The sequence below is a fragment of the Streptomyces auratus genome (genome assembly GCF_050433025.1).
In the GTDB taxonomy this organism is placed as follows: domain Bacteria; phylum Actinomycetota; class Actinomycetes; order Streptomycetales; family Streptomycetaceae; genus Streptomyces; species Streptomyces sioyaensis.
Genome location: NZ_JBNGCB010000001.1, coordinates 3,999,895 through 4,022,563, shown reverse-complemented (window position 1 = coordinate 4,022,563; position 22,669 = coordinate 3,999,895). Strand labels below are relative to the sequence as shown.

Here is a 22,669-nt window from a genome sequence, read left to right as displayed (position 1 = left end):
GACAACAAACAAGGCCCAGGTCTCCGACCTGGGCCTCAACTATGGAGCGGGTGACGGGAATCGAACCCGCGCTCTGAGCTTGGGAAGCTCATGTTCTACCATTAAACTACACCCGCGTGATTCCGACTCTGCTGGAGAGCGGAACATCGTCGCACACTCTACCCCATCGCCACCTCGTGGTGCATTTGGCATGCCCGCGAGGCTGTGTGGGGGCGTGCCGGGGGCGTGGGTCCGGCGTGGCTCGGCGGGTGGGATGCGGGTGCGGGGTGCGGGAGTTGAGGCGTACGGTTGGGCATCGGAGTGCCGCCTGTGAGGGCGCCCAGTTCATCCCCTAATGTGGCTTTTGTTGTCCACGCAGTTGGGAGAGGGACTTGATGGAGCGCACCGTCGTACGTTGTGCCGAGGGCCACGTGTTCAGCACCGCTTCGTTCCCGATGCAGACCACCGACCGGCTCGGCCCCGGACGGCTGTTGCGCTGCCCGCGCTGTGCTCGGCTGCGGCACTCGGTGCCCGTCGAGTACGCAAAGCGGTAGCGACCGGTAGAGCGGCGGCACGCCGGACGAGCGGCAGCGGCGAGCAGAAGGAACGAGCAGAAGCGATAAGGAATGGTCTGGAGCCCGGCTTCCCTGATGGGGGGCCGGGCCCTCTTCGTGTGAGGGGGGCCGGGCGGGCGCGTATCCTCGTCTGCGTGCTTCTCTCAGACAAGGACATCCGGGCCGAGATCGATGCTGGTCGGGTGCGCATCGACCCCTATGACGAATCGATGGTGCAGCCGTCCAGCATCGACGTGCGGCTCGACCGCTATTTCCGGGTGTTCGAGAATCACCGCTACCCGCACATCGACCCCGCCGTCGAGCAGTGCGATCTCACCCGTGAGGTCGTGCCCGAGGGCGATGAGGCGTTCATCCTGCACCCGGGCGAGTTCGTGCTGGCCTCGACGTACGAGGTCATCACGCTGCCTGATGATCTTGCGTCCCGGCTCGAGGGGAAGAGCTCGCTGGGGCGGCTGGGGCTGCTGACGCATTCGACCGCCGGGTTCATCGACCCGGGGTTCAGCGGCCATGTGACGCTGGAGCTGAGCAATGTCGCCACGCTGCCGATCAAGCTGTGGCCGGGCATGAAGATCGGGCAGCTGTGCATGTTCCGGCTGACCTCGCCGACCGAGCACCCGTACGGCAGTGAGAAGTACGGCTCCCGCTATCAGGGGCAGCGCGGTCCGACGCCGTCCCGGTCGTTCAAGAACTTCCACCGTTCGCAGGTATGACCAGGTAGGACACAGCCGCGTCGGTGCGGGGGGCGCGCTCCACAGGGCGGGCGCGTGGCAGAGCGTGGAGACAGAAGGTCTGAGAGAGATACGTGAGTGACGTGCGGGAAAACCTGACGTACGAGCGGTTCGGCGGGGCGATCCGCGAGCTGGCGCAGACGATCGCCGATGACGGGTACGAGCCCGATGTCGTGCTGTCGATCGCCCGTGGCGGGGTGTTCGTCGCCGGGGGGCTGGCGTACGCGCTGGATTGCAAGAACATCCACCTGGTGAATGTGGAGTTCTACACCGGGGTGGGGACCACCCTGGAGATGCCGGTCATGCTGGCGCCGGTGCCGAACGTGATCGACTTCTCGGAGAAGAAGGTGCTGATCGCGGACGATGTCGCGGACACCGGTAAGACGCTCAAGCTTGTCCATGACTTCTGCCAGGGGACCGTGGCGGAGGTCCGCAGCGCGGTGATCTATGAGAAGCCGCACTCGCTGGTGAAGTGCGAGTACGTGTGGAAGCGCACGGATGAGTGGATCAACTTTCCGTGGAGTGTCGAGCCGCCCGTGGTGCGGCGTGCGGGCCAGATACTCGACGCCTGAAGGATCGGCATGTGAGCACTCGACGTCTCGATGCTCGACGTCTGGATGCTCGACGTCTGAGGTGAGGCGGGCGGATGCCCGCTGTGCACGTTGCGTCGTTGCGCCACCCGGTCGCCGCTCTCCGTAAGGGAGTTGGGGGCCGGGTGGTCTGCTGTGTGCGGGAGCCGGCCAATCCCGTTCCGGGTGTTCCGTCCGGGTCTGCCTGCGACTACAACCCGCGGTAACAGCAGACCGGAGGGGAGGCCCCATGGTGCGTGCGAGACGTGGGCGGGGGGCGTTACGTGGGTGGCGTACGGGGTCCGGGGCGGGTGCCGGGCGGCGGCTGCGGGCGGTGGTGGCGACCTCGGCGGCGGCACTGACCTTGGTGTTCACGGTGGCGGCGGGTGGGGCGAGCGCCGCGGGCGGGGCCGTGGGGAGGGACGGGCCGGTCGCCAAGCCGCTGGCGCCCGAGCTGGAGAGGATTCGGGCGCAGGAGGCGGCCGGGCTGTACGGGGATCCGGCCGAGCGGCCGGTCGGGGAGCGGAAGACCGCGTTGATCTCGCTGGGGGACAGCGAGATCTCGGGGGAGGGCGTCGGGACGTACGAGCCGGGTACCGACGGGCCGGACAACTGGTGTCACCGGTCACCGGACTCGGCGATCCACCGGACCGGGATCGCGGCGGATGTGACGTACAACGCCGCCTGCTCGGGCGCCTCCAGCGGCAACATCGTGATCGGTGGCAGCAAGCAGTACGCCGATGAGCTGGTGCAGAGCGACAATCTGGCGATCAAGGCGCGGAATACGCGGCTGAAGATGGTGCTGCTGGTTGCGGGCGCCAATGACGATCTGCAGTTCGGGCCGGTGATGACGGACTGCGTGGAGCGCTGGTTCCTGCTCCAGGGCACCTGCGAGCCGAAGTACCGGCCGGGCTGGCAGGCGCGGGTCGACGCTCTGGTGCCGAAGGTCGAGCGGACGGTCGGCGATCTGCGGGCCGTGATGCGGGACGCCGGGTACGCGGACGGTGACTACCGGCTCGTGGTGATGTCGTATCCGAGTCCGATCGGGCCGGATGTGACGGACAACCCGCACTACCCGGGGAAGCTGCCGGGCGGTTGTACGGGCTACACCTCCGATGCGGGCTGGGGGCGCAATGCTGCCGTGCCGGCGTTCGAGAAGGGGATGCGGACGGCCGCGCGGGACACGGGAGCGACCTATCTGGACGCCTCGCGGCTGTTCCACGGGCACGAGGTGTGCATGGAGGACACCTGGGCCCGCGGGCTGTGGGTGAACCTCACCAACCCCTTCCCGCCCAATGCGAACTCGGTGCGGCAGTCCTTCCACCCCAACGCCCGCGGGCACGGCGCGTTCGCCTCGTGTCTGACCCAGCTGTATGCGTCGGAGCTGCGGGAGGCGTCCTGCGCCGATCCGGCGAGCACCGGGCAGCCGAAGCTGTACGCGGGGGCCTGGGACGACGCGTACCGGCCGCTGAAGAACGCTGCCACGGGCAGCTGTGTGGATGCGGCCGGCGGCGCGAGCGGCAACGGGACGGCGGTCGGCGGCTGGGCCTGCCACGGCGGGCGCAACCAGGGCTGGTGGTACGACCCGGAGCGGCGGTCGGTGCATGTGGAGCTGACCCAGGACCGGTGTCTGGACGTGCCCGGTGCCCGGTACGCGGCCGGGGCCGGTCTGGTGCTGTGGAACTGCTCGGGCGCGGCCAACCAGGAGTTCGTACGGGCCGGCGGCACGATCCGGCCGGCCGCCGCGCCGTCGCTGTGCCTGACGCTGGGGGCGGCGAAGGAACCGCTGCGGCTGCAGGGGTGTGACGGGTCGGCCGGGCAGCGGTTCGCCTAGGCCGGGCGACGTCCCTCCTGGGGCCGGTCCCTGTGCGCCCGTACGACAAGGGGCCCGCTCCGGAGCTTGTGTGCTCCGGGGCGGGCCCCTTGCCCGTGGCCGGTTGGCGTTACAGCGTGCCGAGCTTCAGCAGGGCGAGCAGGGCGACCAGCTGGATCGCGGAGGCGCCGAGGGCCTTGGGCCACGGCAGGTCGTGCGACTTGCTCACCATGGAGGTGAGCAGATAGCCGGTGGCGAGCCAGGTCAGCCAGCCCAGGACCTGCACCAGGGTGCTGTCGCCGCCGAGGAACATGGCGAAGAGCAGCCGGGGCGCGTCCGTGATCGTCATGATCAGCATGGCCAGGCCGATGGTCGGCTGCCAGGCGCCGTCGCCGCCGAGCTGGCGGGCCATCGTGTGGGTGACCGCGCCGAGGATCAGGCTGCCGATGATGAACATCACCGCGGTGATCAGCACCCAGGGGATGCTGTTCGAGAGCGTGGCGTTCAGCACGTCCGCGCGGGCCTTGTCGAAGCCGAAGACCGCGAGCAGGCCGTAGATGAAGGTGACGAGGAGTGCGGGGGCCCAGACCGCGTGGTCGCGCATCTGCCAGAACGTGGCCTCGGGGCGCAGCACGATGCCGGACAGCAGCTGCTTCCAGTGCAGCTTGGGGCCGGCCGGCGGTGCGGTGGTCTGCCCGGCGCGGTAGGTGCCGCCGGCCGCGTACTGGCCGTCGGGGCCGTTGTCGTACCCGCCCGGCTGCGCGCCGTAGGCGTCCGGCGCCTCGCCGACGCTGAACTGCTGGGTGTGACCTGGGTTGTTGTCGTTCGTGTACGGCGCGTAGGACTGCTGGGGGTGGTAGCCGCCGTCGCCGAAGTACTCGGGCTCGCCGTGCTGACCGCGCGGCTGTCCCTGCGGCCCGCCGCCGTACTGCTGCGGTGGCTGCTGCCACTGCCCGTGCGGCGGTGGGGGCTGCTGTCTGTACGGCCCTTGCTGTCCGTACGGAGCCTGCTGCCCCTGCTGCCCTTGCTGTCCGTTCTGCGCGGGGCGGGCATCCCGTCCGCGACCCATCCTGAATCCAGCCACGTACTCGAAAGTACCTGGTCCGCGGGGATGGGGTGGTCGAGCTGGGGGATCGGGGCCGGGTTTGCTGCTGACCTGTGACATCCCCTAGGGGGTTCCCCGACGGGGAACCGGCACGGAAGCCGGCGTCCATCGGAGGGTGAGCTGCGGCAGGTTCTCCATGTTGCCACTGCCGTCGTCCCTGGCCACGACGCGGAAGCCGTGGTGTGCGTAGAACGCCCGGGCGTCCGCGTTGAGTTGGAAGACATGCAGGGACAGGCCGTCGGGGCGGTGCCGCCGTGCCGCGGCGAGCAGAAGGCTGCCGATGCCGGTGCGGCGGACGTCCGGGCGCAGATAGAGCTGGTCGAGCAGCTCGCCCCGCACGGCGGCATAGCCGAGGAGCTCCGGTCCACGGGCGGCGACGACGGTGTGACACTGCGGCAGCACGATCTCCCGGACCCAGCGGGTGACCTCGTCATGGGTACGGCGCTGGGGCGGCAGGTAGGGCATGGTGACCTGCCGTGATGCCAGGTGGATGGCGGCTATCGCCGGGGTGTCGGTGGGTATGGCGAGCCGGATGGTGAGGGGCGGGGCGGGGGCCGCGGTGGGGGCTGCAGTCGGTGGGGCGCCGGGGCTTGAGACGGTGGCGTACGGGGTGTCAGGCATGTTCATGCTCGCGTTGATGGCGGTGGTGCTGGTGTTGCTGCTGGCGGCGGTGGCGGTGTCCCTGTGGGGGGCCGTGCCGGTGTGGGGGCGCGCTTTCCTGTCCATGTCGTCATGGTCGGGGCGCGCCTCGGGAGCGGGCAACTTCATTGTCAGGGGGGTGTTTTGACTGGGTGTCGGCCCCCACGGCCCCATCGCCCCAATGACCGCCGTGGTCCCCTGACTCATGGTCATGAACCGGTCAGGGAGTCGTGAAGTCCGCCGTGGTGAACGACACAGCCGGCTGCGGGGGGAGGCCTGACGGGCCGCCGGGGTGGACCGTCACCCTGTCGTGGGTGTGGCCGCGCCGGGTCAGCAGTACGAGGTCGGCATGGCCGTCGCCGTCGAAGTCGGTCAGGGCGAGAACCGTGGAGAGCGGGCGGCGGGTCCCGGGGAGGCGGGGCACCGTGAGGCGGCGCACGGCGGACGGCCCTTTCGCGGAGCCGACGAGGAGGGCGGGGCGGGTGCCGCCTATGACGAGGTCGGTGTAGCCGTCGCCGGTCACCTCGCCGGCGACGAGGGTGGGTATGCCGCCCGTCCCCGTGCGGAGCGTGCCGGGGCGGCCGGCGACGGACAGCAGGCCGTCGGTGCCGGCGGTGACGGGAGTCGGTCCCCGGCCGCCGGCGGAGAAGTGGCCGAAGACCGTGGCGTAACCGGGCGGGTAGGCGGCCGGGCCCGCGCGGACCGGGCCCCGGGGGCTGCCGAGCGCCAGACGGCTGCGGGCCCGGTGGCCGGGGGCGGCGGCGCGTACGAGGAGGTCGTCGGCGCCGTCGTGATCGAGGTCGGCGGCGGAGGAGAGGGGCGCCGCGGTGGCCAGGGCGGTGCCGGGGACGTTGATCGGTGCGCCGGCTGCCTTGGGGGCGCCGGTGCGGGTGAACGGGCCCCGGAGGTAGCTGATCCGGGGGCCGGAGGCGGTGACGGCCAGGTCCGCGGCGCTGTCCCCGTCGAAGTCGCCGCAGACCGGCTGGTCGGGCCATTCGTTGCCGAATCTCGCCCGGTCGGGGATGCGGAGCTGCACGGCGCGGCCGGCGCCGAGCCCGCGCGGTGAGCCGAAGAGGAGCTGGACGGGGACGGGCGGGCGGCCGATGCCGTCGTATGGCGGGTCGGTGGTGACGACGAGGTCGCTGAAGCCGTCCTGATCGAGATCGCAGACGGTCTCGGCCTCGAAGGACGCGGGCACGGCTCCGCCGATGGACGCGGCGTTCCGGGCCGGGGTGAGCAACTCCCTGGTGGCCGGGGCGAGTCCGTGCGCGGAGCCGTAGACGATGCCGATGCCGGGGTCGTCGTCATGGCCTTTGGCGGGCGCGAGCAGGCTGTCGACGACGAGGTCGGGATGGCCGTCCCCGTTGAAGTCATGGGCGGTCCGGCTGCCGTGGCCGGCGGGGACGGGGCGCGCGGCAGGGAGCGAGGAGGCACGGTGCCGGGCGGCGGGGCGGCCGGCACCGGAGGAGGAGAGCGGGCCGCAGGAGCTGAGGAGAAGGGCGAGCGCGAGCCCGAGCCCTGCTGCCGCGGCAGACCGTCCTCGCATGCCGTCCCCACCCCGTTCGTAGCGCTGTCGTCGTGTCGTGATTCGCCGAACCTGATGATCCCCGGCGGTCCGGCCGCCCCGCAACGCCGGCCGCACAGCCTGTGGATAACGCCGGCGGCCGGCCCCGTGCACCTCCCGGGACCGGCCGCCGGCCAACGCTCGTGACCGTGCGGTTACTGCACCGGCTCCGGCTCGGGGGCGTCCTCGGACTCCTCGTCGCCCGCCGGGTCGACGGGGGTCTTGACGGAGTCCAGCAGCAGCTGGGCGACGTCGACGACCTGGATGGAGTCCTTTGCCTTGCCGTCGTTCTTCTTGCCGTTGACCGAGTCGGTCAGCATGACGAGGCAGAAGGGGCAGGCCGTCGAGACGATGTCGGGGTTCAGCGACAGGGCCTCGTCGACGCGCTCGTTGTTGATGCGCTTGCCGATGCGCTCTTCCATCCACATCCGCGCACCGCCGGCGCCACAGCAGAAGCCGCGCTCCTTGTGGCGGTGCATCTCCTCGTTCCGCAGGCCCGGCACCTTGGCGATGATCTCGCGCGGCGGGGTGTAGACCTTGTTGTGGCGGCCCAGGTAGCAGGGGTCGTGGTACGTGATCAGGCCCTCTACCGGGGTGACGGGGATCAGCTTGCCCTCGTCGATGAGGTGCTGCAGCAGCTGGGTGTGGTGGATGACCTCGTACTCGCCGCCCAGCTGGGGGTACTCGTTCGCGATCGTGTTGAAGCAGTGCGGGCAGGTCGCGACGATCTTCTTCTTGGCCGCCGGCTTCTTGGTCGACTCGTCCTCGCTGTCCTCGCCGAAGGCCATGTTCAGCATCTCGACGTTCTGCTGGCCGAGCTGCTGGAAGAGGAACTCGTTGCCCAGACGGCGGGCGGAGTCACCGGTGCAGGCCTCGTCGCCGCCCATGATCGCGAACTTCACGCCCGCGATGTGCAGCAGCTCCGCGAAGGCCTTGGTGGTCTTCTTGGCGCGGTCCTCCAGGGCGCCGGCGCAGCCGACCCAGTAGAGGTAGTCGACCTCGGTGAGGTCCTCGACGTCCTTGCCGACGACGGGGATCTCGAAGTCGACCTCCTTGGTCCACGCCAGGCGCTGCTTCTTGGCCAGGCCCCAGGGGTTGCCCTTCTTCTCCAGGTTCTTCAGCATCGTGCCGGCCTCGCTGGGGAAGCTGGACTCGATCATGACCTGGTAGCGGCGCATGTCGACGATGTGGTCGATGTGCTCGATGTCGACCGGGCACTGCTCCACACAGGCGCCGCAGGTGGTGCAGGACCACAGCACGTCCGGGTCGATGACCCCGCCCTCTTCGAGGGTGCCGACCAGCGGGCGCTCGGCCTCGGCCAGCGCGGCGGCCGGAACGTCCTTGAGCTGTTCCGCGCTCGCCTTCTCCTCGCCCTCCATGGTCTTGCCGCCGCCGGCGAGCAGATACGGAGCCTTGGCGTGGGCGTGGTCGCGCAGCGCCATGATCAGCAGCTTCGGCGACAGCGGCTTGCCGGTGTTCCAGGCCGGGCACTGCGACTGGCAGCGGCCGCACTCGGTGCAGGTGGAGAAGTCGAGGATGCCCTTCCAGGAGAAGTGCTCGATCTGCGAGACGCCGAACTGGTCGTCCTCGCCCGGGTCCTCGAAGTCGATCGCCTTGCCCTCGCTGGTCATCGGCTGGAGCGCACCCAGCGCCACGTCACCGGACGCCTCGCGCTTGAACCAGATGTTGGGGAAGGCCAGGAAGCGGTGCCAGGCGACGCCCATGTCGGTCTTGAGGGCGACCGTGATCATCCAGATGAAGGACGTCGCGATCTTGATCCCCGCGACGAGGTAGGTGATGTTCTGGATCGCGGTGAGGCTGAGCCCCTTGAAGGCCACGATCAGCGGGTACGAGGCGAAGAACCCGATCTCGAAGTGGTCCACGCCGTGCTGGACGCCCTCCAGGGCGCGCAGCGTCATGATGCACACGCCGACGATGAGAATGACGGCCTCGACGAAGTACGCCTGGCCGAAGTTGGAGCCCGAGAAGCGGGACTTGCGGCCCGCCTTGCCGGGCTTGCTCAGCTGGCGGATGACGATGAGGGTCACGATGCCCAGCGTCGTCGTCAGGCCGAGGAACTCGACGAAGATCTCGTACGGCAGCCAGTCGCCGATCACCGGGATCAGCCAGTCGGCCTGGAAGAGCTGGCCGATGGCGTTGACGATCGTCAGCAGCAGGGAGAAGAAGCCCACCGCCACGAACCAGTGCGCCACCCCGACGACACCCCAGCGGTTCATCCGGGTGTGGCCGAGGAACTCCTTGACCACCGTGATCGTGCGTTGCTTCGGATCGTCCGTCCGGGTGCCGGCGGGCACCGGCTGACCGAGCCGCACAAAGCGGTAGATCTGCAGGAGGGCACGGCCGAACAGCGCGACGCCGACCGCGATTAGGACCAGCGACACGATGATCGCGGCGAGTTGCATGGGTGGCTCCTCGAACCTGCGAGAGCGGAAAACTGAGCGGAACTACTAAGCGGTAACTTTTCGGGTCTGCGCTGAGGTTACCCATTCTCCCGGGCGCCATGAAGCCGCCCGGCCGGTGATCTGCGTCGCGAAGGCAACCCTCTGCGGCCTTGCGGGCGTCCTTGTGATGACGTGGTGACGATAAGCGCGATATAAAAGTTGAGCGGCACCGACTCACCTCTGTTGACAGGCTTTCCTCGGTGCTGCACTGTTGAGCCTGTTCCACTCAAGTCAGCTGGAGGAATTGAAATGGCACGTGCGGTCGGCATCGACCTGGGCACGACGAACTCCGTCGTCAGTGTTCTCGAAGGCGGTGAGCCCACCGTCATCACCAACGCCGAGGGCGCCAGGACCACGCCGTCCGTCGTCGCCTTCGCCAAGAATGGCGAGGTGCTGGTCGGCGAGGTCGCGAAGCGCCAGGCGGTCACCAACGTCGACAGGACCATCCGGTCGGTCAAGCGCCACATGGGCACCGACTGGAAGATCGACATCGACGGCAAGGGCTTCAACCCGCAGCAGATGAGCGCCTTCATCCTGCAGAAGCTCAAGCGTGACGCCGAGGCGTACCTCGGGGAGAAGGTCGTGGACGCGGTCATCACCGTTCCGGCCTACTTCAACGACTCCGAGCGTCAGGCCACGAAGGAGGCCGGCGAGATCGCGGGCCTGAACGTCCTGCGTATCGTCAACGAGCCTACCGCTGCCGCCCTGGCCTACGGCCTGGAGAAGGACGACCAGACCATCCTGGTCTTCGACCTCGGTGGCGGTACCTTCGACGTCTCGCTCCTGGAGATCGGCGACGGCGTCGTCGAGGTGAAGGCCACCAACGGTGACAACCACCTCGGTGGTGACGACTGGGACCAGCGCGTCGTCGACTACCTGGTCAAGCAGTTCCAGAACGGCCACGGCGTCGACCTGTCCAAGGACAAGATGGCGCTCCAGCGCCTCCGCGAGGCCGCTGAGAAGGCGAAGATCGAGCTGTCGTCCTCCACCGAGACGACGATCAACCTTCCCTACATCACCGCGTCCGCCGAGGGCCCGCTGCACCTGGACGAGAAGCTCACCCGCTCGCAGTTCCAGCAGCTCACCTCGGACCTCCTGGACCGCTGCAAGACGCCGTTCCACAACGTCATCAAGGACGCGGGTATCAACCTGTCCGAGATCGACCACGTGGTCCTGGTCGGCGGCTCGACCCGTATGCCGGCCGTCGCCGAGCTCGTCAAGGAGCTGACCGGCGGCAAGGACGCCAACAAGGGCGTCAACCCGGACGAGGTCGTCGCCATCGGCGCCACCCTCCAGGCCGGTGTCCTCAAGGGTGAGGTCAAGGACGTCCTCCTGCTGGACGTCACCCCGCTGTCCCTCGGTATCGAGACCAAGGGCGGCATCATGACCAAGCTCATCGAGCGCAACACCACGATCCCGACCAAGCGCTCCGAGATCTTCACGACGGCCGAGGACAACCAGCCGTCCGTGCAGATCCAGGTCTACCAGGGCGAGCGCGAGATCGCGGCGTACAACAAGAAGCTCGGGATGTTCGAGCTGACCGGTCTGCCGCCGGCCCCCCGTGGGGTCCCGCAGATCGAGGTCTCCTTCGACATCGACGCCAACGGCATCATGCACGTGACCGCGAAGGACCTGGGCACGGGCAAGGAGCAGAAGATGACCGTCACCGGCGGCTCCTCGCTGCCGAAGGACGAGGTCGACCGGATGCGCCAGGAGGCCGAGCAGTACGCGGACGAGGACACCAAGCGCCGCGAGGCCGCCGAGACCCGCAACCAGGCCGAGCAGCTCGTCTACCAGACCGAGAAGTTCCTCAAGGACAACGAGGAGAAGGTCCCGGGCGAGGTCAAGACCGAGGTCGAGGAAGCCCTCACCGAGCTGAAGGAAAAGCTCAAGGGCGAGGACACCGCCGAGATCCGCACCGCCACCGAGAAGGTCGCGGCCGTCTCCCAGAAGCTGGGCCAGGCCATGTACGCCGACGCCCAGGGTGCGCAGGCCGCCGAGGGTGCCGAGGGCGCCGCCGGTGAGCAGGCCAAGGCCGAGGACGACGTCGTGGACGCCGAGATCGTCGACGACGAGAAGCCGAAGAAGGATGGTGCCGCGTGACGGAGGAGACCCCGGGCTTCGAAGAGAAGCCCGACGTCCCCTCTGACGCCGCTCCCGAAGACGCGGCGCAGGCCGAGTCCGCCGACAAGGCGGGCTCGGCCCCGGCCGGGGACGTAACCGACGTAGGGCTCCAGGCGCAGCTGGACCAGGTGCGTACGGCGCTCAACGAGCGCACGACGGACCTCCAGCGGCTCCAGGCGGAGTACCAGAACTACCGCCGTCGGGTGGAACGGGACCGGGTCACGGTCAAGGAGATCGCCGCGGCGAACCTCCTGTCCGAGCTCCTGCCCGTGCTCGACGACGTCGGCCGCGCCCGTGAGCACGGCGAACTGGTCGGCGGCTTCAAGTCGGTGGCCGAATCGCTGGAGACCGTGGTCGCCAAGCTGGGTCTGCAGCAGTTCGGCAAGGAGGGCGAGCCCTTCGACCCGACGATCCACGAGGCGCTGATGCATTCGTACGCACCGGATGTCACCGAGACGACGTGCGTGGCGATCCTGCAGCCCGGGTATCGCATCGGTGAACGAACGATCCGCCCCGCGCGGGTCGCCGTCGCCGAGCCGCAGCCGGGCGCGCAGGGCGCCAAGTCCGGATCCGATGACGACGTCAAGGGCGCCGCGGCTTCGGACGAGGAGAGCGGTGGCCCGGACGAGGGCTGACGTGAGCACAGAAAAGAAGACCGCGCGGGAGGAGGGACGTCGGGGATGAGCACCAAGGACTTCGTCGAGAAGGACTACTACAAGGTCCTCGGCGTCCCGAAGGACGCCACCGAAGCGGAGATCAAAAAGGCGTACCGCAAGCTGGCCCGCGAGTACCACCCGGACGCCAACAAGGGCGACGCCAAGGCCGAGGAGCGCTTCAAGGAGATCTCCGAGGCGAACGACGTCCTGGGCGACAGCAAGCGCCGCAAGGAGTACGACGAGGCGCGCGCGCTGTTCGGCAACGGCGGGTTCCGGCCGGGACCCGGCGGGGGCGGCGGCAGCTTCAACTTCGACCTGGGCGACCTCTTCGGGGGCTCGCCGGGCCAGGGCCAGGGCGGCGGTTTCGGCGGCGGCCTGGGCGATGTCTTCGGCGGCCTGTTCAACCGCGGCGGTGCCGGTACCCGTACCCATGCGCGCCGCGGCCAGGACATCGAGTCCGAGGTGACGCTCAGCTTCACCGAGGCGGTCGACGGGGCCACGGTCCCGCTGCGGATGTCCAGCCAGGCGCCGTGCAAGGCGTGTTCGGGCACCGGCGACAAAAACGGTACGCCGCGGGTCTGCCCGACCTGTGTCGGCACCGGCCAGGTCAGCCGGGGCACGGGCGGCGGGTTCTCGCTCACCGATCCGTGCGGCGACTGCAAGGGCCGGGGCCTGATCGCCCAGGACGCCTGCGAGGTCTGCAAGGGCAGCGGGCGCGCCACCAGTGCCCGCACGATGCAGGTCCGTATCCCCGCGGGCGTCTCCGACGGGCAGCGCATCCGGCTGCGCGGCAAGGGCGCCCCGGGCGAGCAGGGCGGCCCGGCCGGCGATCTGTACGTGGTCGTGCATGTCGACGCCCACCCGGTCTTCGGCCGCAAGGGCGACAACCTCACCCTCACGGTGCCGGTCACCTTCCCGGAGGCCGCCCTCGGCGGTGAGGTCAAGGTGCCGACGCTGGGCGGTCCGCCGGTGACGCTGAAGCTGCCGGCCGGCACCCCCAATGGACGCACCATGCGGGCCCGCGGCAAGGGAGCGACCCGCAAGGACGGCACCCGCGGTGATCTGCTGGTCACCATCGAGGTGCTGGTCCCCGGTGATCTCAGCGACGAGGCCAAGGCGTCGCTGGAGTCGTATCGCGAGGCGACCGCGGGCCCGGACCCGCGGACGGAGCTGTTCCAGGCCGCGAAGGGAGCATGAGATGGACAGCCGGGGCGGGCAGCGTCGTAACCCGTATGAACTGACCGAAGAGTCGCCGGTGTACGTCATCTCCGTCGCGGCCCAGCTCTCCGGCCTGCATCCGCAGACCCTTCGGCAGTACGACCGGCTGGGGCTGGTCTCGCCCGACCGCACGGCCGGGCGGGGCCGCCGCTATTCGGCCCGGGACATCGAACTGCTCCGTACGGTGCAGCAGTTGTCCCAGGACGAGGGCATCAACCTCGCCGGCATCAAGCGCATCATCGAGCTGGAGAACCAGGTCGCGGCCCTGCAACAGCGGGTCGCCGAGCTCCAGGGCGCCCTGGAGGGCGCGGCCAGCGCGATGCAGCAGCGGGAGGCGGCGGTGCACGCCTCCTACCGGCGCGATCTGGTGCCGTATCAGGATGTGCAGCAGACCAGCGCGCTGGTGGTCTGGCGGCCCAAGCGGTCCGAGTAGCGGGCCGGCCGGGCGGCCGCCCGGCGCAGCAAGCGGCGAAGGGCCGGGGAGACCCGGCCCTTTTCGCTGTGCCGGGGCGCGGTCAGCAGCCGCTGTATCCCGCGGTCGGCATCGACAGCCGCCGGTGCACCTGCGACTTCATCGCCAGGGTGTAGACCGGCTCGTCGAGGTCCGCGGTCTCCAGCCGGACGCCGGCCGCGGCGCACCGCGCGCCGAATTCGTCGGCCCCGTCGATGGCGTTCTCCAGCGCCCGCCGGTTGGGCGTCACGAACACGTCGACCAGGCCCTCTTCGACGTCCCGCCACAGCGCGCAGTGATCGGCGCGCAGCTGGTGCAGGCTGAGGCGGCAGGCGAGGTGGTAGTCACGGGCCGCCGCCCACCGGGTGCACATGTCGTGCTGGCTGCGGTCGTCGACCAGAAACGGATCCTCGTCCAGCTCGGACAGCGGCATCAGGCAGGCGATCGCCGTGACTCGGACCGAGTTCATCGTGCCCTCCGGGGCGTGGCGACTGTGGGGGCGACGATACCCCCGCGGGCGGCCCGCGGTGGAGGGTTGTACCGGGTGGATCAGGCCCGGCCCATGGCCCGGGTCACCGCGATCTCGATCATGATGCGGTCGGGGTTGGGTGCCGGCGTCCGTCCGTACCGCTCGGCATAGCGGCGCACCGCGTCGGCCACCGACTCGGCGTCCGTACGCACCCGCGCCCGGCCCTCCAGCGTCGCCCAGCGCCCCTTGTCGACCTGGCAGACGGCCACCGTGGCACCGTCCGCCCCGGCGGCGAGGACGTTCTTGACCTTGGCGCTGTCCTTGCGGGTGATGATCCGCGCGATCCGCTGCCCGGCGTCGTAGGTGACGCCCACGGGGACGACGTGCGGCGTGCCGTCCGGACGCAGGGTGGTGAGCGTCGGCATCAGGTACTCGCCCCAGAAGGCGAGGTACTCCGGGCTGAGGGCGCTGAGGTCATGGGCCATGGGGGCAGGGTAGTTCGCGGCCCGGGGGGCAGCGGAAGCCCGGGGGGCAGCGGGAGCCCCCGGCTCAGAGGAAGTCGGTGGTTTCGAGGTCGAAGGAGAAGGGGGCGGGGAGGGGGAGGGGTTTGCCGAAGGGGACGGTGTTGTGTCCGGCGTAGTCGGTCGCGGAGGGCCCGCTGAACAGCGTGAGGGTGGCGTCGCCGCGGTCCACGAGGAGGTAGAAGGGGATGCTGGCACGGGCGTAGCCGTGCCGCTTGGCAACCCGGTCCCGCTGGGGATTGCTCCACGTCACCTCGACGACCATGACGACGCCGTCGCTGGGCATCCAGGGCGGGGCGCCTCGGAAGAGGCGCAGCGCGCGCGGGGCGATGGTGGCGTCGGGGATCACGTGGTCCGCGGGCCGGTTGCCCGAAGCGGAAAGGACGAGCCCCTTGCGGCCCGAGCTCTGCATGGCGGTCGCGGACCTGTGTGTCACCTGCTCGAAGACGGTGCACAGGTAGTCCTCGTGGTCGCCGTCCGGCGGCGGTGTCACAGCGATCTCCCCCTCGATGAGCTCGGCCCGGAATCCCGTCGGGGTCTCCAGCGCCAGAAAGCCTTCCAGGAGGATGTCGTCCTGCGTGGGCATCGGCTCGTGTGCCATAGCCGTCATGCTGCACCTCCTTGTGGTCGAAGGCCAGTGTCGGCGGGCGGCGCGGAGGGATCGGCCCCGATTCCCTCGAACGAGTGAGCGAGAACCGGGCGAGGGGGCTCGCAATCAGCCTTGAGTGGAATAGACTCAACTTATCGCACGTTGGTGTGTGCAGGATGTGCCGAAGTGGGTCCAGACTGGGCACTGAGGCCGGGCAGGACGAGTCGAGGAGGATCACGAGCACGTGGACGCCGAGCTGACCAACAAGAGCCGGGAGGCGCTGAGCGCCGCCAATGAGCGGGCGGTCACCGCCGGGCATGCGGACATGACGTCCGCCCATCTCCTGCTCGCGCTGCTGGCCGGGCAGGACAACGAGAACATCATGGACCTGCTGGCCGCCGTCGAGGCGGACGCCGCCGCGCTGCGCAACGGCGCCGATCGCCAGCTCGCCGCGCTGCCCAGCGTGCAGGGCTCGACGGTCGCGCCGCCGCAGCCGGACCGCGACCTGCTCTCCGCCATCGCGGACGCCACCCAGCGTGCCAAGGAGCTCGGTGACGCGTACGTCTCCACCGAGCATCTGCTGATCGGGATCGCCGCCAAGGGCGGGCGCACCGGCGAGCTGCTGGAGCAGCAGGGCGCCTCCGCCAAGAAGCTGCTGGCCGCCTTCGAGGCGAACCGCGGCGGGCAGCGGGTGACCAACGCCGACCCGGAGGGCACGTACAAGGCGCTGGAGAAGTTCGGTACGGACTTCACCGCGGCCGCCCGTGAGGGCAAGCTCGACCCGGTCATCGGCCGGGATCACGAGATCCGCCGCGTGGTGCAGGTGCTCTCCCGCCGTACGAAGAACAACCCGGTGCTGATCGGCGAGCCGGGCGTCGGCAAGACCGCCGTCGTCGAGGGGCTGGCGCAGCGGATCGTCAAGGGCGACGTGCCCGAGTCGCTGCGCAACAAGCGGCTGGTCGCGCTGGACCTCGGGGCGATGGTTGCGGGCGCCAAGTACCGCGGTGAGTTCGAGGAGCGGCTGAAGACCGTCCTGGCGGAGATCAAGTCCAGCGAGGGCCAGATCATCACCTTCATCGACGAGCTGCACACGGTCGTCGGTGCGGGCGCCGGCGGTGACTCGTCCATGGATGCCGGCAACATGCTCAAGCCGATGCTGGCCCGCGGTGAGCTGCGGATGGTCGGCGCGACCACCCTCGACGAGTACCGCGAGCGGATCGAGAAGGACCCGGCGCTGGAGCGGCGCTTCCAGCAGGTGCTGGTCGCCGAGCCGACGGTCGAGGACACGGTGGCCATCCTGCGCGGGCTCAAGGGCCGCTACGAGGCCCACCACAAGGTCCAGATCGCGGACTCCGCGCTGGTCGCCGCTGCCTCCCTGTCCGACCGCTACATCACCTCCCGCTTCCTGCCCGACAAGGCCATCGACCTGGTCGACGAGGCCGCCTCCCGGCTGCGGATGGAGATCGACTCCTCCCCCGTCGAGATCGACGAGCTCCAGCGCGCCGTCGACCGGCTCAAGATGGAGGAGCTGGCGCTCCGGAACGAGACCGACGCCGGCTCCGTCCAGCGCCTGGAGAAGCTGCGCAAGGACCTCGCCGACAAGGAGGAGGAGCTGCGCGGTCTGACGGCCCGGTGGGAGAAGGAGAAGCAGAGCCTCAACCGGGTCGGTGCCCTCAAGGAGAAGCTCGACGAGCTGCGCGGCCAGGCCGAGCGCGCCCAGCGCGACGGCGACTTCGACACCGCCTCCAAGCTGCTCTACGGCGAGATCCCGGGCGTGGAGCACGAGCTGGAGGAGGCGGCCGCCGCCGAGGCCGAGCAGGAGGCGTCCAAGGAGTCCATGGTCAAGGAGGAGGTCGGCCCCGACGACATCGCGGATGTGGTCGGCGCCTGGACCGGCATCCCGGCCGGCCGCCTCCTGGAGGGCGAGACCCAGAAGCTGCTGCGGATGGAGGAGGAGCTCGGCAAGCGGCTGATCGGCCAGACCGAGGCCGTACGGTCGGTCTCCGACGCCGTACGCCGCACCCGCGCCGGGATCGCCGACCCGGACCGTCCCACCGGTTCCTTCCTCTTCCTCGGCCCGACCGGTGTCGGCAAGACCGAGCTGGCCAAGGCGCTCGCGGACTTCCTCTTCGACGACGAGCGGGCGATGGTCCGGATCGACATGTCGGAGTACGGCGAGAAGCACAGCGTCGCGCGGCTGGTCGGCGCGCCGCCCGGCTACGTCGGATATGAGGAGGGCGGCCAGCTCACGGAGGCGGTGCGCCGCCGTCCGTACTCCGTCGTGCTGCTGGACGAGGTGGAGAAGGCCCACCACGAGGTCTTCGACATCCTGCTGCAGGTCCTCGACGACGGGCGGCTCACGGACGGTCAGGGCCGCACGGTCGACTTCCGCAACACCATCCTCATCCTGACCTCCAACCTGGGCTCCACCTTCCTGATGGACCCGCTGCTCAAGGAGGAGCAGAAGAAGGAGAAGGTGCTGGAGACGGTCCGGGCCTCCTTCCGGCCCGAGTTCCTCAACCGCCTCGACGACGTGGTGGTGTTCCATCCGCTCGGCACCGACCAGCTCCAGCGGATCGCCCGGATCCAGCTCGACCATCTGCAGCGCCGCCTCGGCGACCGCAGGCTGACGCTGGACATCACCGACCGCGCCCTGACCTGGCTCGCCTGGCTCGGCCAGGAGCCGGTCCCCGACGCCCCCGCGCCGGACCTGTCCTACGGCGCCCGCCCGCTGCGCCGCCTGATCCAGACGGCCATCGGCGACCCGCTCGCCCGCGCCATCCTGGCCGGCGAGGTGCTCGACGGGGACACCGTGCGGGTGGACGTGGACGGCGACCAGCTGTCGGTGGAGTCGGCGGAGCACGTCGCGGGCTGACCGGGGCGCTGCGGCCGCGCTGTCCGGCGGGCGCGCCCCGGCCCGGATCCCGGGCTGCACGGGCGGGGCGTACCGTCGGGCCGCACCGCAGGGCCGTCACGGCCGGTGGTCGCCCGACGGGCACCGCGTGGCCGTGGCCTTGCCCGACACCTTGCCCGCATCCACCTCGTCCCGGGTTGCCAGTACGGGGCGGATGTGGGGGAGGATGGCAGGGACCATACGAAGGGAATTCCACGGTGAGCATCGACCCGTCCTCGATTCCGAATTTCGGGGGCCAGCCCGAACCCGAGCCGTCGGGGCCTGATGGTCCCGTCGTGCCAGACCAGGACCTGGTCAAGCAGCTCCTCGACCAGATGGAGCTGAAGTACGTCGTCGACGAGGAGGGTGACCTCGCCGCCCCGTGGGAGCAGTTCCGCACGTACTTCATGTTCCGGGGCGAGGAGGAGCAGCAGCTCTTCTCCGTTCGTACGTTCTACGACCGTCCCCACGGCATCGACGAAAAGTCGAAGCTGCTGGAGGCGATCGACGACTGGAACCGCCGGACGCTGTGGCCCAAGGCCTACACCCACACCCACGACGACGGCACGGTCCGTCTGATCGGTGAAGCATCGATGCTGATCGGCACCGGTGTCTCGCTCGAACACTTCGTGTCGAGCACGGTCAGCTGGGTTCGCGCCTCGATCGAATTCGACAAGTGGATCGTCGAGCAGCTCGGCCTGGAGGCCGAGATCGAAGGCGACTCCGACGAGAAGCCGGGTGACGACGAGGCCTGAGCCCCGTCCGTCCCACACCCACCCTGCTGCGCGGGCCCCGGAGCTTCATCGCTCCGGGGCCCGCGTCTGTCTGTGCCGGGGGTGGGGGCGCTCGGCATCGCCGCGGCTGCCGAGGCGGCAGCCATCGAGGTCGGCAAACGCATCGTCAGAGAGGTCATCCAGGAGATCGAGGACGTCCTCATCGCCGAATTGGTCTCCATGGCGGTCGAGCCCTTTCCGGCCGAGATCGAGAAAGCCGTATCCGGTCTCGTTCAAGGGCGTTGACGCGGCGCTCGGTGCTGCGGGGGGTGCCGCATGAGCAAGCAGCGGTGAAGTGAACTATGTCTACGCGGACTTCTCGACGCGCGGCCTGCTGTACGGGGTGTACCGCCCCGCTCAGGAAGTGGAGAGCGAGGACGGGCCGGAGAAAGACGCCGACCTGCGGAACACCACGCTCTACCCGTACCCGGGCGGCTACGAGGAGATAGACCCGGTCACCGCCCCGCTGGCCGACCTGGGGCTGGACGTACCCGGCATCGACCGCCGCTTTCTGCATTTCTGCGCAGGAATTCTCGGGGTCGAGGCGGTGGACGATCTCGGCATGCTGCGGGCGACGTTCGACGCGGCCTGGCCCGACTATCAGGACACGATTCGTGCGGGGTTGAGGCACCTCGTGACGAACGAGCCGCTGACGGTGGAGCAGTGGTTCGGGCTGACCTATGTGCGCTTCCCCGACCAGCGGGAGCTGCGGGCCTATCTCGCGCAGGTCTATGCCTACCTCTTCGAGAATTTCGAGGCCATGCCGCTCGCTCCGCAGTGAGCCGGCGGTGAAGTGTGCGGCCCCGGACGTGACGGCCGGGGCCCTGGCCGGTGGCCGTCAGAGACGCTTCAAGCGGTCCGCCGCCTCCTGGAGCACCTCGGGGCTCTTGCAGAACGCGAACCGCACAAACGGCGCGCCCGCGTCCTTGTGGTCGTAGAAGACGGCGTTGGGGATGGCGACGACGCCGGCGCGTTCGGGGAGGGCGCGGCAGAAGGCGAAGCCGTCGTCGTGGCCGAGGGGGCGGATGTCGGTGGTGATGAAGTAGGTGCCGGAGGGGCGGTAGACGCGGAAGCCGGCCTCGGACAGTCCGTGTGCCAGGACGTCGCGCTTGGCCCGCAGGTCGTCCCGCAGCCCTGTGAAGTAGTCGTCGGGGAGGGCGAGCGCCTCGGCGACGGCGTACTGGAACGGGCCGGCGGAGACATAGGTGAGGAACTGCTTCGCCGAGCGGACGGCGCTGATCAGCTCCGGGGGTGCGGTGACCCAGCCGACCTTCCAGCCGGTGAAGGAGAAGGTCTTGCCGGCCGAGCTGATGGTGACGGTGCGCTCGCGCATGCCGGGGAACGAGGCGAGGGGGAGGTGCGCGCCCTCGAACACCAGGTGTTCGTAGACCTCGTCGGTGATGACGAGGAGGTCGCGCTCGACGGCGAGGCGGGCGATCTCGGTGAGTTCCTCGGGGGACAGGACCGTGCCGGTGGGGTTGTGCGGGGTGTTGAGGAGGATCAGGCGGGTGTCGGCGGTGATCGCGTCGCGCAGTTCGTCCAGGTCGAGGCGGTAGGCGCCGGCCTTAGGGTCCGGGCGCAGGGTCACCGGGACGCGCCGGCCGCCGGCCATCGCGATGCACGCGGCGTACGAGTCGTAGTACGGCTCCAGCGCGATGACCTCGTCACCCGGCTCCAGCAGCGCCAGTAGCGCGGCGGCGATGGCTTCGGTGGCGCCCGCGGTGACCAGGACCTCGGTGTCGGGGTCGTAGGACAGGCCGCGGTGTCCGTAGAAGCGCTCCTGGTGGGCGGCGACGGCGGTGCGCAGTTCCGGGATGCCGGGGCCGGGCGGGTACTGGTTGCCGCGGCCGTCGCGCAGGGCGCGCACCGCGGCCTCCCTGACCTCTTCCGGCCCGTCGGCGTCGGGGAAGCCCTGGCCGAGGTTGATGGAGCCGGTCCGTACGGCAAGTGCCGACATTTCGGCGAAGATCGTGGTGCCGAATTCGGCGAGGCGGCGGTTGAGCAGCGGTCGGTCCATGCCCGCCATCCTCCGCCGAACCTCTGGAGTTCCTCAACTGTGCTTTGAGACCGCGCGGCGGGGGCATCAGCCCCGCACGAAGGACAGTGACGGCCGTCGACGAGGACGGCCACCGGCGCGGGGCGGCGCCGGAGCGGCGCACAGGGCGCCGGACGGAGCGGATGCGCCCCCATTGCCTGAAGGGCGTGGGAGGTGCCCCACGCTTCGGGGGAACGAAAGGAGTGTGAGGCACATGGGAATCGTGATGTTCCTCGTGATCTGCGCGGCGGTCATCGTATTCGTGGCCGTTGCCGCGCGGAGCGGCGCCGGGCGCGGAGGGGGCTCCCGGGGTTCGGACGGCGGCTGGTGGATCGGCGGTGACGGCTCGGGCAGCGGGCACCACGGACATCACGGCGGCGGCGGGCACCACGGCGGGTGCGGTGGCGGCCACTCCTGCGGGGGTGGTGGCTGCGGTGGCGGTGGTGGCTGCGGCGGCGGTGGAGGCGGCGGTTCCTGATCCGTCGGCGGGCCGCTCCCACCGCACTATGCGGGTGGCTCATTGCTGTCGCATATGCGCACGGGCGGGTGTGGAGGGAAACCTCAACACCCGCCTTACGTATGGGTGTTGAACAACTGAACTGCAAGGCCCCCGAGCGGATGTAAACCCGGGTGGAGATGGGTAAAACCGCTGTGGGCGACCGGACTTTCATGATTCCCTCTTCATCAGAGAATCCCCCACGTTCTCCGATCCCGCGTGGGCACGAGCCGGCAGGCAGTCGTACATTCCTGATCCTTCATGGGCGGGCCGGCCCACCATTCCACTGCGTGCTTGCGGAGCCGACCCATGCTCACCACTTTGACAACGGCGTACACCGATACCCGTGCATCCGACCTGGCCTGGGCGCTGGGCAGGGAGCCCCTGCCGGCGCTCGCCGTACTCGATCTTCAACTCCATGGCGTGCAGCTGCAGTTGAGGCTGCTCGGCGCCTCTCACCAGGTGCTTCTTGAGGAGGAGCGCGGCACGTGCTCCGAAACGGTCGCCTGTATGCCGGGCAGCAGCACACCGCTGCCGCTCGGTGTGGCGAAGCGGCTGGGGGACTGGGAGTACGAATTCGCCGCCCATGTGGAGACCCTCTCGCGCGGCTCGTTCGCCGGGCGGGCGCAGGAATTGCTGGCGCTGGTGGCCGAGCATCCGCACGGCCTCGCCGGTACGTTCCCCGGCTCGCCGCACGCCTTCACGGCCATGCTGGCGCAGTGCCAGCAGGGGCAGGTGCGCTGGCGGACCTGGCACGCGTATCCGCAGGAGGGCCGCTTGGTGGCCACCCGGACCCGGGTGGGCGTACGGGCGGCGGTCGCGGCGGTCTAGTAGGGGCCGGGTGAAAGTGACCGGTCGGCTCGACAGGAGGATGTGGGGGCGTGTGCGGTGCGAGGTGCGCGAGGGTGATGCGCCGGGGGCGTGGAGGTCCGGCGGGGCGCGAAGGAGGGTGTGTGCGCGGTCTGTGTCGTGCGGGTGCCCCCACCGTGCCCTGTGCGTCGCCCCGGTCC

Annotated in this window: 22 protein-coding genes and 1 tRNA gene; 14 read left to right on the top strand and 9 right to left on the bottom strand. The window is 69.8% G+C overall.

What is annotated here, in order from left to right; all coding sequences use genetic code 11:
• Positions 1 to 42: 42 nt before the first annotated feature.
• A tRNA-Gly gene (locus tag BKA18_RS17470) sits at positions 43 to 116 on the bottom strand.
• Positions 117 to 374: 258 nt separating this feature from the next.
• Between BKA18_RS17470 and BKA18_RS17465 the strand changes: the two genes are divergently transcribed.
• The 4 genes from BKA18_RS17465 to BKA18_RS17450 all read left to right on the top strand — a co-directional run bounded on the left by BKA18_RS17465 (position 375) and on the right by BKA18_RS17450 (position 3,685).
• Positions 375 to 533 (top strand): hypothetical protein, encoded by a 159-nt coding sequence (locus tag BKA18_RS17465; RefSeq protein WP_006604620.1) that lies wholly within the window; start codon positions 375 to 377, stop codon positions 531 to 533.
• 155 nt (positions 534 to 688) lie between these two features.
• The gene (dcd, locus tag BKA18_RS17460; protein WP_006604621.1) at positions 689 to 1,264 is read left to right on the top strand and encodes a dCTP deaminase; all 576 of its coding nucleotides are present in this window, start codon (positions 689 to 691) and stop codon (positions 1,262 to 1,264) included.
• 92 nt (positions 1,265 to 1,356) lie between these two features.
• Positions 1,357 to 1,854, top strand: coding sequence for a phosphoribosyltransferase (locus tag BKA18_RS17455; protein ID WP_040898916.1), 498 nt, complete (start codon positions 1,357 to 1,359; stop codon positions 1,852 to 1,854).
• Positions 1,855 to 2,101: 247 nt separating this feature from the next.
• Positions 2,102 to 3,685 carry a ricin-type beta-trefoil lectin domain protein gene (locus BKA18_RS17450; RefSeq protein WP_429638340.1) on the top strand — a complete coding sequence of 528 codons (1,584 nt, stop codon included), beginning with the start codon at positions 2,102 to 2,104 and terminating at the stop codon, positions 3,683 to 3,685.
• A gap of 109 nt (positions 3,686 to 3,794) precedes the next feature.
• Here BKA18_RS17450 and BKA18_RS17445 read toward each other — a convergent pair whose 3' ends face one another.
• Positions 3,795 to 4,733, bottom strand: a complete 939-nt coding sequence (locus BKA18_RS17445; protein WP_366047068.1) for a Yip1 family protein — start codon at positions 4,731 to 4,733, stop codon at positions 3,795 to 3,797.
• Between the two features lie 99 nt (positions 4,734 to 4,832).
• Positions 4,833 to 5,396, bottom strand: coding sequence for a GNAT family N-acetyltransferase (locus BKA18_RS17440; protein ID WP_366046988.1), 564 nt, complete (start codon positions 5,394 to 5,396; stop codon positions 4,833 to 4,835).
• On the opposite strand from BKA18_RS17440, the gene BKA18_RS17435 reads away from it, so the two are divergent.
• Positions 5,389 to 5,556: a hypothetical protein gene (locus BKA18_RS17435; protein ID WP_366046989.1), complete on the top strand. Its 168-nt coding sequence runs from the start codon at positions 5,389 to 5,391 to the stop codon at positions 5,554 to 5,556. The two genes, BKA18_RS17440 and BKA18_RS17435, sit on opposite strands and share 8 nt — an antisense overlap.
• A gap of 72 nt (positions 5,557 to 5,628) precedes the next feature.
• Here BKA18_RS17435 and BKA18_RS17430 read toward each other — a convergent pair whose 3' ends face one another.
• On the bottom strand, positions 5,629 to 6,954 hold the full coding sequence (locus tag BKA18_RS17430) for an FG-GAP repeat domain-containing protein (RefSeq protein ID WP_366046990.1): 1,326 nt from the start codon (positions 6,952 to 6,954) through the stop codon (positions 5,629 to 5,631).
• A gap of 173 nt (positions 6,955 to 7,127) precedes the next feature.
• Positions 7,128 to 9,395 carry a (Fe-S)-binding protein gene (locus BKA18_RS17425; RefSeq protein WP_366046991.1) on the bottom strand — a complete coding sequence of 756 codons (2,268 nt, stop codon included), beginning with the start codon at positions 9,393 to 9,395 and terminating at the stop codon, positions 7,128 to 7,130.
• A 288-nt stretch (positions 9,396 to 9,683) separates the two neighbouring features.
• On the opposite strand from BKA18_RS17425, the gene dnaK reads away from it, so the two are divergent.
• The 4 genes from dnaK to BKA18_RS17405 are packed head-to-tail and all read left to right on the top strand — an operon-like array spanning position 9,684 to position 13,865.
• Entirely contained in the window at positions 9,684 to 11,537 is a 1,854-nt protein-coding gene (gene dnaK / locus BKA18_RS17420) for a molecular chaperone DnaK (protein WP_006604629.1), read from the top strand.
• Positions 11,534 to 12,193, top strand: coding sequence for a nucleotide exchange factor GrpE (grpE, locus tag BKA18_RS17415; protein ID WP_366046992.1), 660 nt, complete (start codon positions 11,534 to 11,536; stop codon positions 12,191 to 12,193). Before dnaK ends, grpE begins: the two co-directional genes overlap by 4 nt.
• A gap of 45 nt (positions 12,194 to 12,238) precedes the next feature.
• Positions 12,239 to 13,411, top strand: a complete 1,173-nt coding sequence (dnaJ, locus tag BKA18_RS17410) for a molecular chaperone DnaJ (RefSeq protein ID WP_366046993.1) — start codon at positions 12,239 to 12,241, stop codon at positions 13,409 to 13,411.
• 1 nt (position 13,412) lies between these two features.
• On the top strand, positions 13,413 to 13,865 hold the full coding sequence (locus BKA18_RS17405; RefSeq protein WP_006604632.1) for a heat shock protein transcriptional repressor HspR: 453 nt from the start codon (positions 13,413 to 13,415) through the stop codon (positions 13,863 to 13,865).
• A gap of 82 nt (positions 13,866 to 13,947) precedes the next feature.
• Here the strand turns inward: BKA18_RS17405 and BKA18_RS17400 are convergent, their stop codons facing one another.
• The 3 genes from BKA18_RS17400 to BKA18_RS17390 all read right to left on the bottom strand — a co-directional run bounded on the left by BKA18_RS17400 (position 13,948) and on the right by BKA18_RS17390 (position 15,483).
• Positions 13,948 to 14,352 (bottom strand): hypothetical protein, encoded by a 405-nt coding sequence (locus tag BKA18_RS17400; RefSeq protein WP_147246099.1) that lies wholly within the window; start codon positions 14,350 to 14,352, stop codon positions 13,948 to 13,950.
• Positions 14,353 to 14,432: 80 nt separating this feature from the next.
• On the bottom strand, positions 14,433 to 14,837 hold the full coding sequence (locus BKA18_RS17395) for a pyridoxamine 5'-phosphate oxidase family protein (RefSeq protein WP_006604634.1): 405 nt from the start codon (positions 14,835 to 14,837) through the stop codon (positions 14,433 to 14,435).
• Between the two features lie 64 nt (positions 14,838 to 14,901).
• A complete protein-coding gene (locus BKA18_RS17390; protein WP_366046994.1) occupies positions 14,902 to 15,483 on the bottom strand; it encodes a Uma2 family endonuclease in 582 nt (193 codons plus the stop codon).
• Positions 15,484 to 15,706: 223 nt separating this feature from the next.
• Between BKA18_RS17390 and clpB the strand changes: the two genes are divergently transcribed.
• From clpB to BKA18_RS17370, 4 genes are all read left to right on the top strand, one after another.
• Positions 15,707 to 18,337, top strand: coding sequence for an ATP-dependent chaperone ClpB (gene clpB / locus BKA18_RS17385; RefSeq protein WP_366046995.1), 2,631 nt, complete (start codon positions 15,707 to 15,709; stop codon positions 18,335 to 18,337).
• 236 nt (positions 18,338 to 18,573) lie between these two features.
• Entirely contained in the window at positions 18,574 to 19,110 is a 537-nt protein-coding gene (locus BKA18_RS17380; protein ID WP_040898924.1) for a YbjN domain-containing protein, read from the top strand.
• 81 nt (positions 19,111 to 19,191) lie between these two features.
• Positions 19,192 to 19,374, top strand: coding sequence for a hypothetical protein (locus BKA18_RS17375; protein ID WP_366046996.1), 183 nt, complete (start codon positions 19,192 to 19,194; stop codon positions 19,372 to 19,374).
• 49 nt (positions 19,375 to 19,423) lie between these two features.
• Positions 19,424 to 19,909, top strand: a complete 486-nt coding sequence (locus tag BKA18_RS17370) for a hypothetical protein (RefSeq protein WP_366046997.1) — start codon at positions 19,424 to 19,426, stop codon at positions 19,907 to 19,909.
• Positions 19,910 to 19,966: 57 nt separating this feature from the next.
• Here the strand turns inward: BKA18_RS17370 and BKA18_RS17365 are convergent, their stop codons facing one another.
• The gene (locus tag BKA18_RS17365; RefSeq protein ID WP_366046998.1) at positions 19,967 to 21,145 is read right to left on the bottom strand and encodes a pyridoxal phosphate-dependent aminotransferase; all 1,179 of its coding nucleotides are present in this window, start codon (positions 21,143 to 21,145) and stop codon (positions 19,967 to 19,969) included.
• 823 nt (positions 21,146 to 21,968) lie between these two features.
• Between BKA18_RS17365 and BKA18_RS17360 the strand changes: the two genes are divergently transcribed.
• Positions 21,969 to 22,490 (top strand): DUF2617 family protein, encoded by a 522-nt coding sequence (locus BKA18_RS17360; protein WP_006604643.1) that lies wholly within the window; start codon positions 21,969 to 21,971, stop codon positions 22,488 to 22,490.
• Positions 22,491 to 22,669 lie beyond the last annotated feature (179 nt).

Coding starts and splice junctions, on each gene's coding strand:
- BKA18_RS17465 (WP_006604620.1), top strand. CDS start 375: ATGGAGCGCACCGTCGTACGTTGTGCCGAGGGCCACGTGTTCAGCACC.
- BKA18_RS17450 (WP_429638340.1), top strand. CDS start 2,102: ATGGTGCGTGCGAGACGTGGGCGGGGGGCGTTACGTGGGTGGCGTACG.
- BKA18_RS17445 (WP_366047068.1), bottom strand. CDS start 4,733: ATGGGTCGCGGACGGGATGCCCGCCCCGCGCAGAACGGACAGCAAGGG.
- BKA18_RS17435 (WP_366046989.1), top strand. CDS start 5,389: ATGTTCATGCTCGCGTTGATGGCGGTGGTGCTGGTGTTGCTGCTGGCG.
- BKA18_RS17440 (WP_366046988.1), bottom strand. CDS start 5,396: ATGAACATGCCTGACACCCCGTACGCCACCGTCTCAAGCCCCGGCGCC.
- BKA18_RS17430 (WP_366046990.1), bottom strand. CDS start 6,954: ATGCGAGGACGGTCTGCCGCGGCAGCAGGGCTCGGGCTCGCGCTCGCC.
- BKA18_RS17425 (WP_366046991.1), bottom strand. CDS start 9,395: ATGCAACTCGCCGCGATCATCGTGTCGCTGGTCCTAATCGCGGTCGGC.
- dnaK (WP_006604629.1), top strand. CDS start 9,684: ATGGCACGTGCGGTCGGCATCGACCTGGGCACGACGAACTCCGTCGTC.
- dnaJ (WP_366046993.1), top strand. CDS start 12,239: ATGAGCACCAAGGACTTCGTCGAGAAGGACTACTACAAGGTCCTCGGC.
- BKA18_RS17405 (WP_006604632.1), top strand. CDS start 13,413: ATGGACAGCCGGGGCGGGCAGCGTCGTAACCCGTATGAACTGACCGAA.
- BKA18_RS17400 (WP_147246099.1), bottom strand. CDS start 14,352: ATGAACTCGGTCCGAGTCACGGCGATCGCCTGCCTGATGCCGCTGTCC.
- BKA18_RS17395 (WP_006604634.1), bottom strand. CDS start 14,837: ATGGCCCATGACCTCAGCGCCCTCAGCCCGGAGTACCTCGCCTTCTGG.
- BKA18_RS17390 (WP_366046994.1), bottom strand. CDS start 15,483: ATGACGGCTATGGCACACGAGCCGATGCCCACGCAGGACGACATCCTC.
- BKA18_RS17365 (WP_366046998.1), bottom strand. CDS start 21,145: ATGGACCGACCGCTGCTCAACCGCCGCCTCGCCGAATTCGGCACCACG.
- BKA18_RS17360 (WP_006604643.1), top strand. CDS start 21,969: ATGCTCACCACTTTGACAACGGCGTACACCGATACCCGTGCATCCGAC.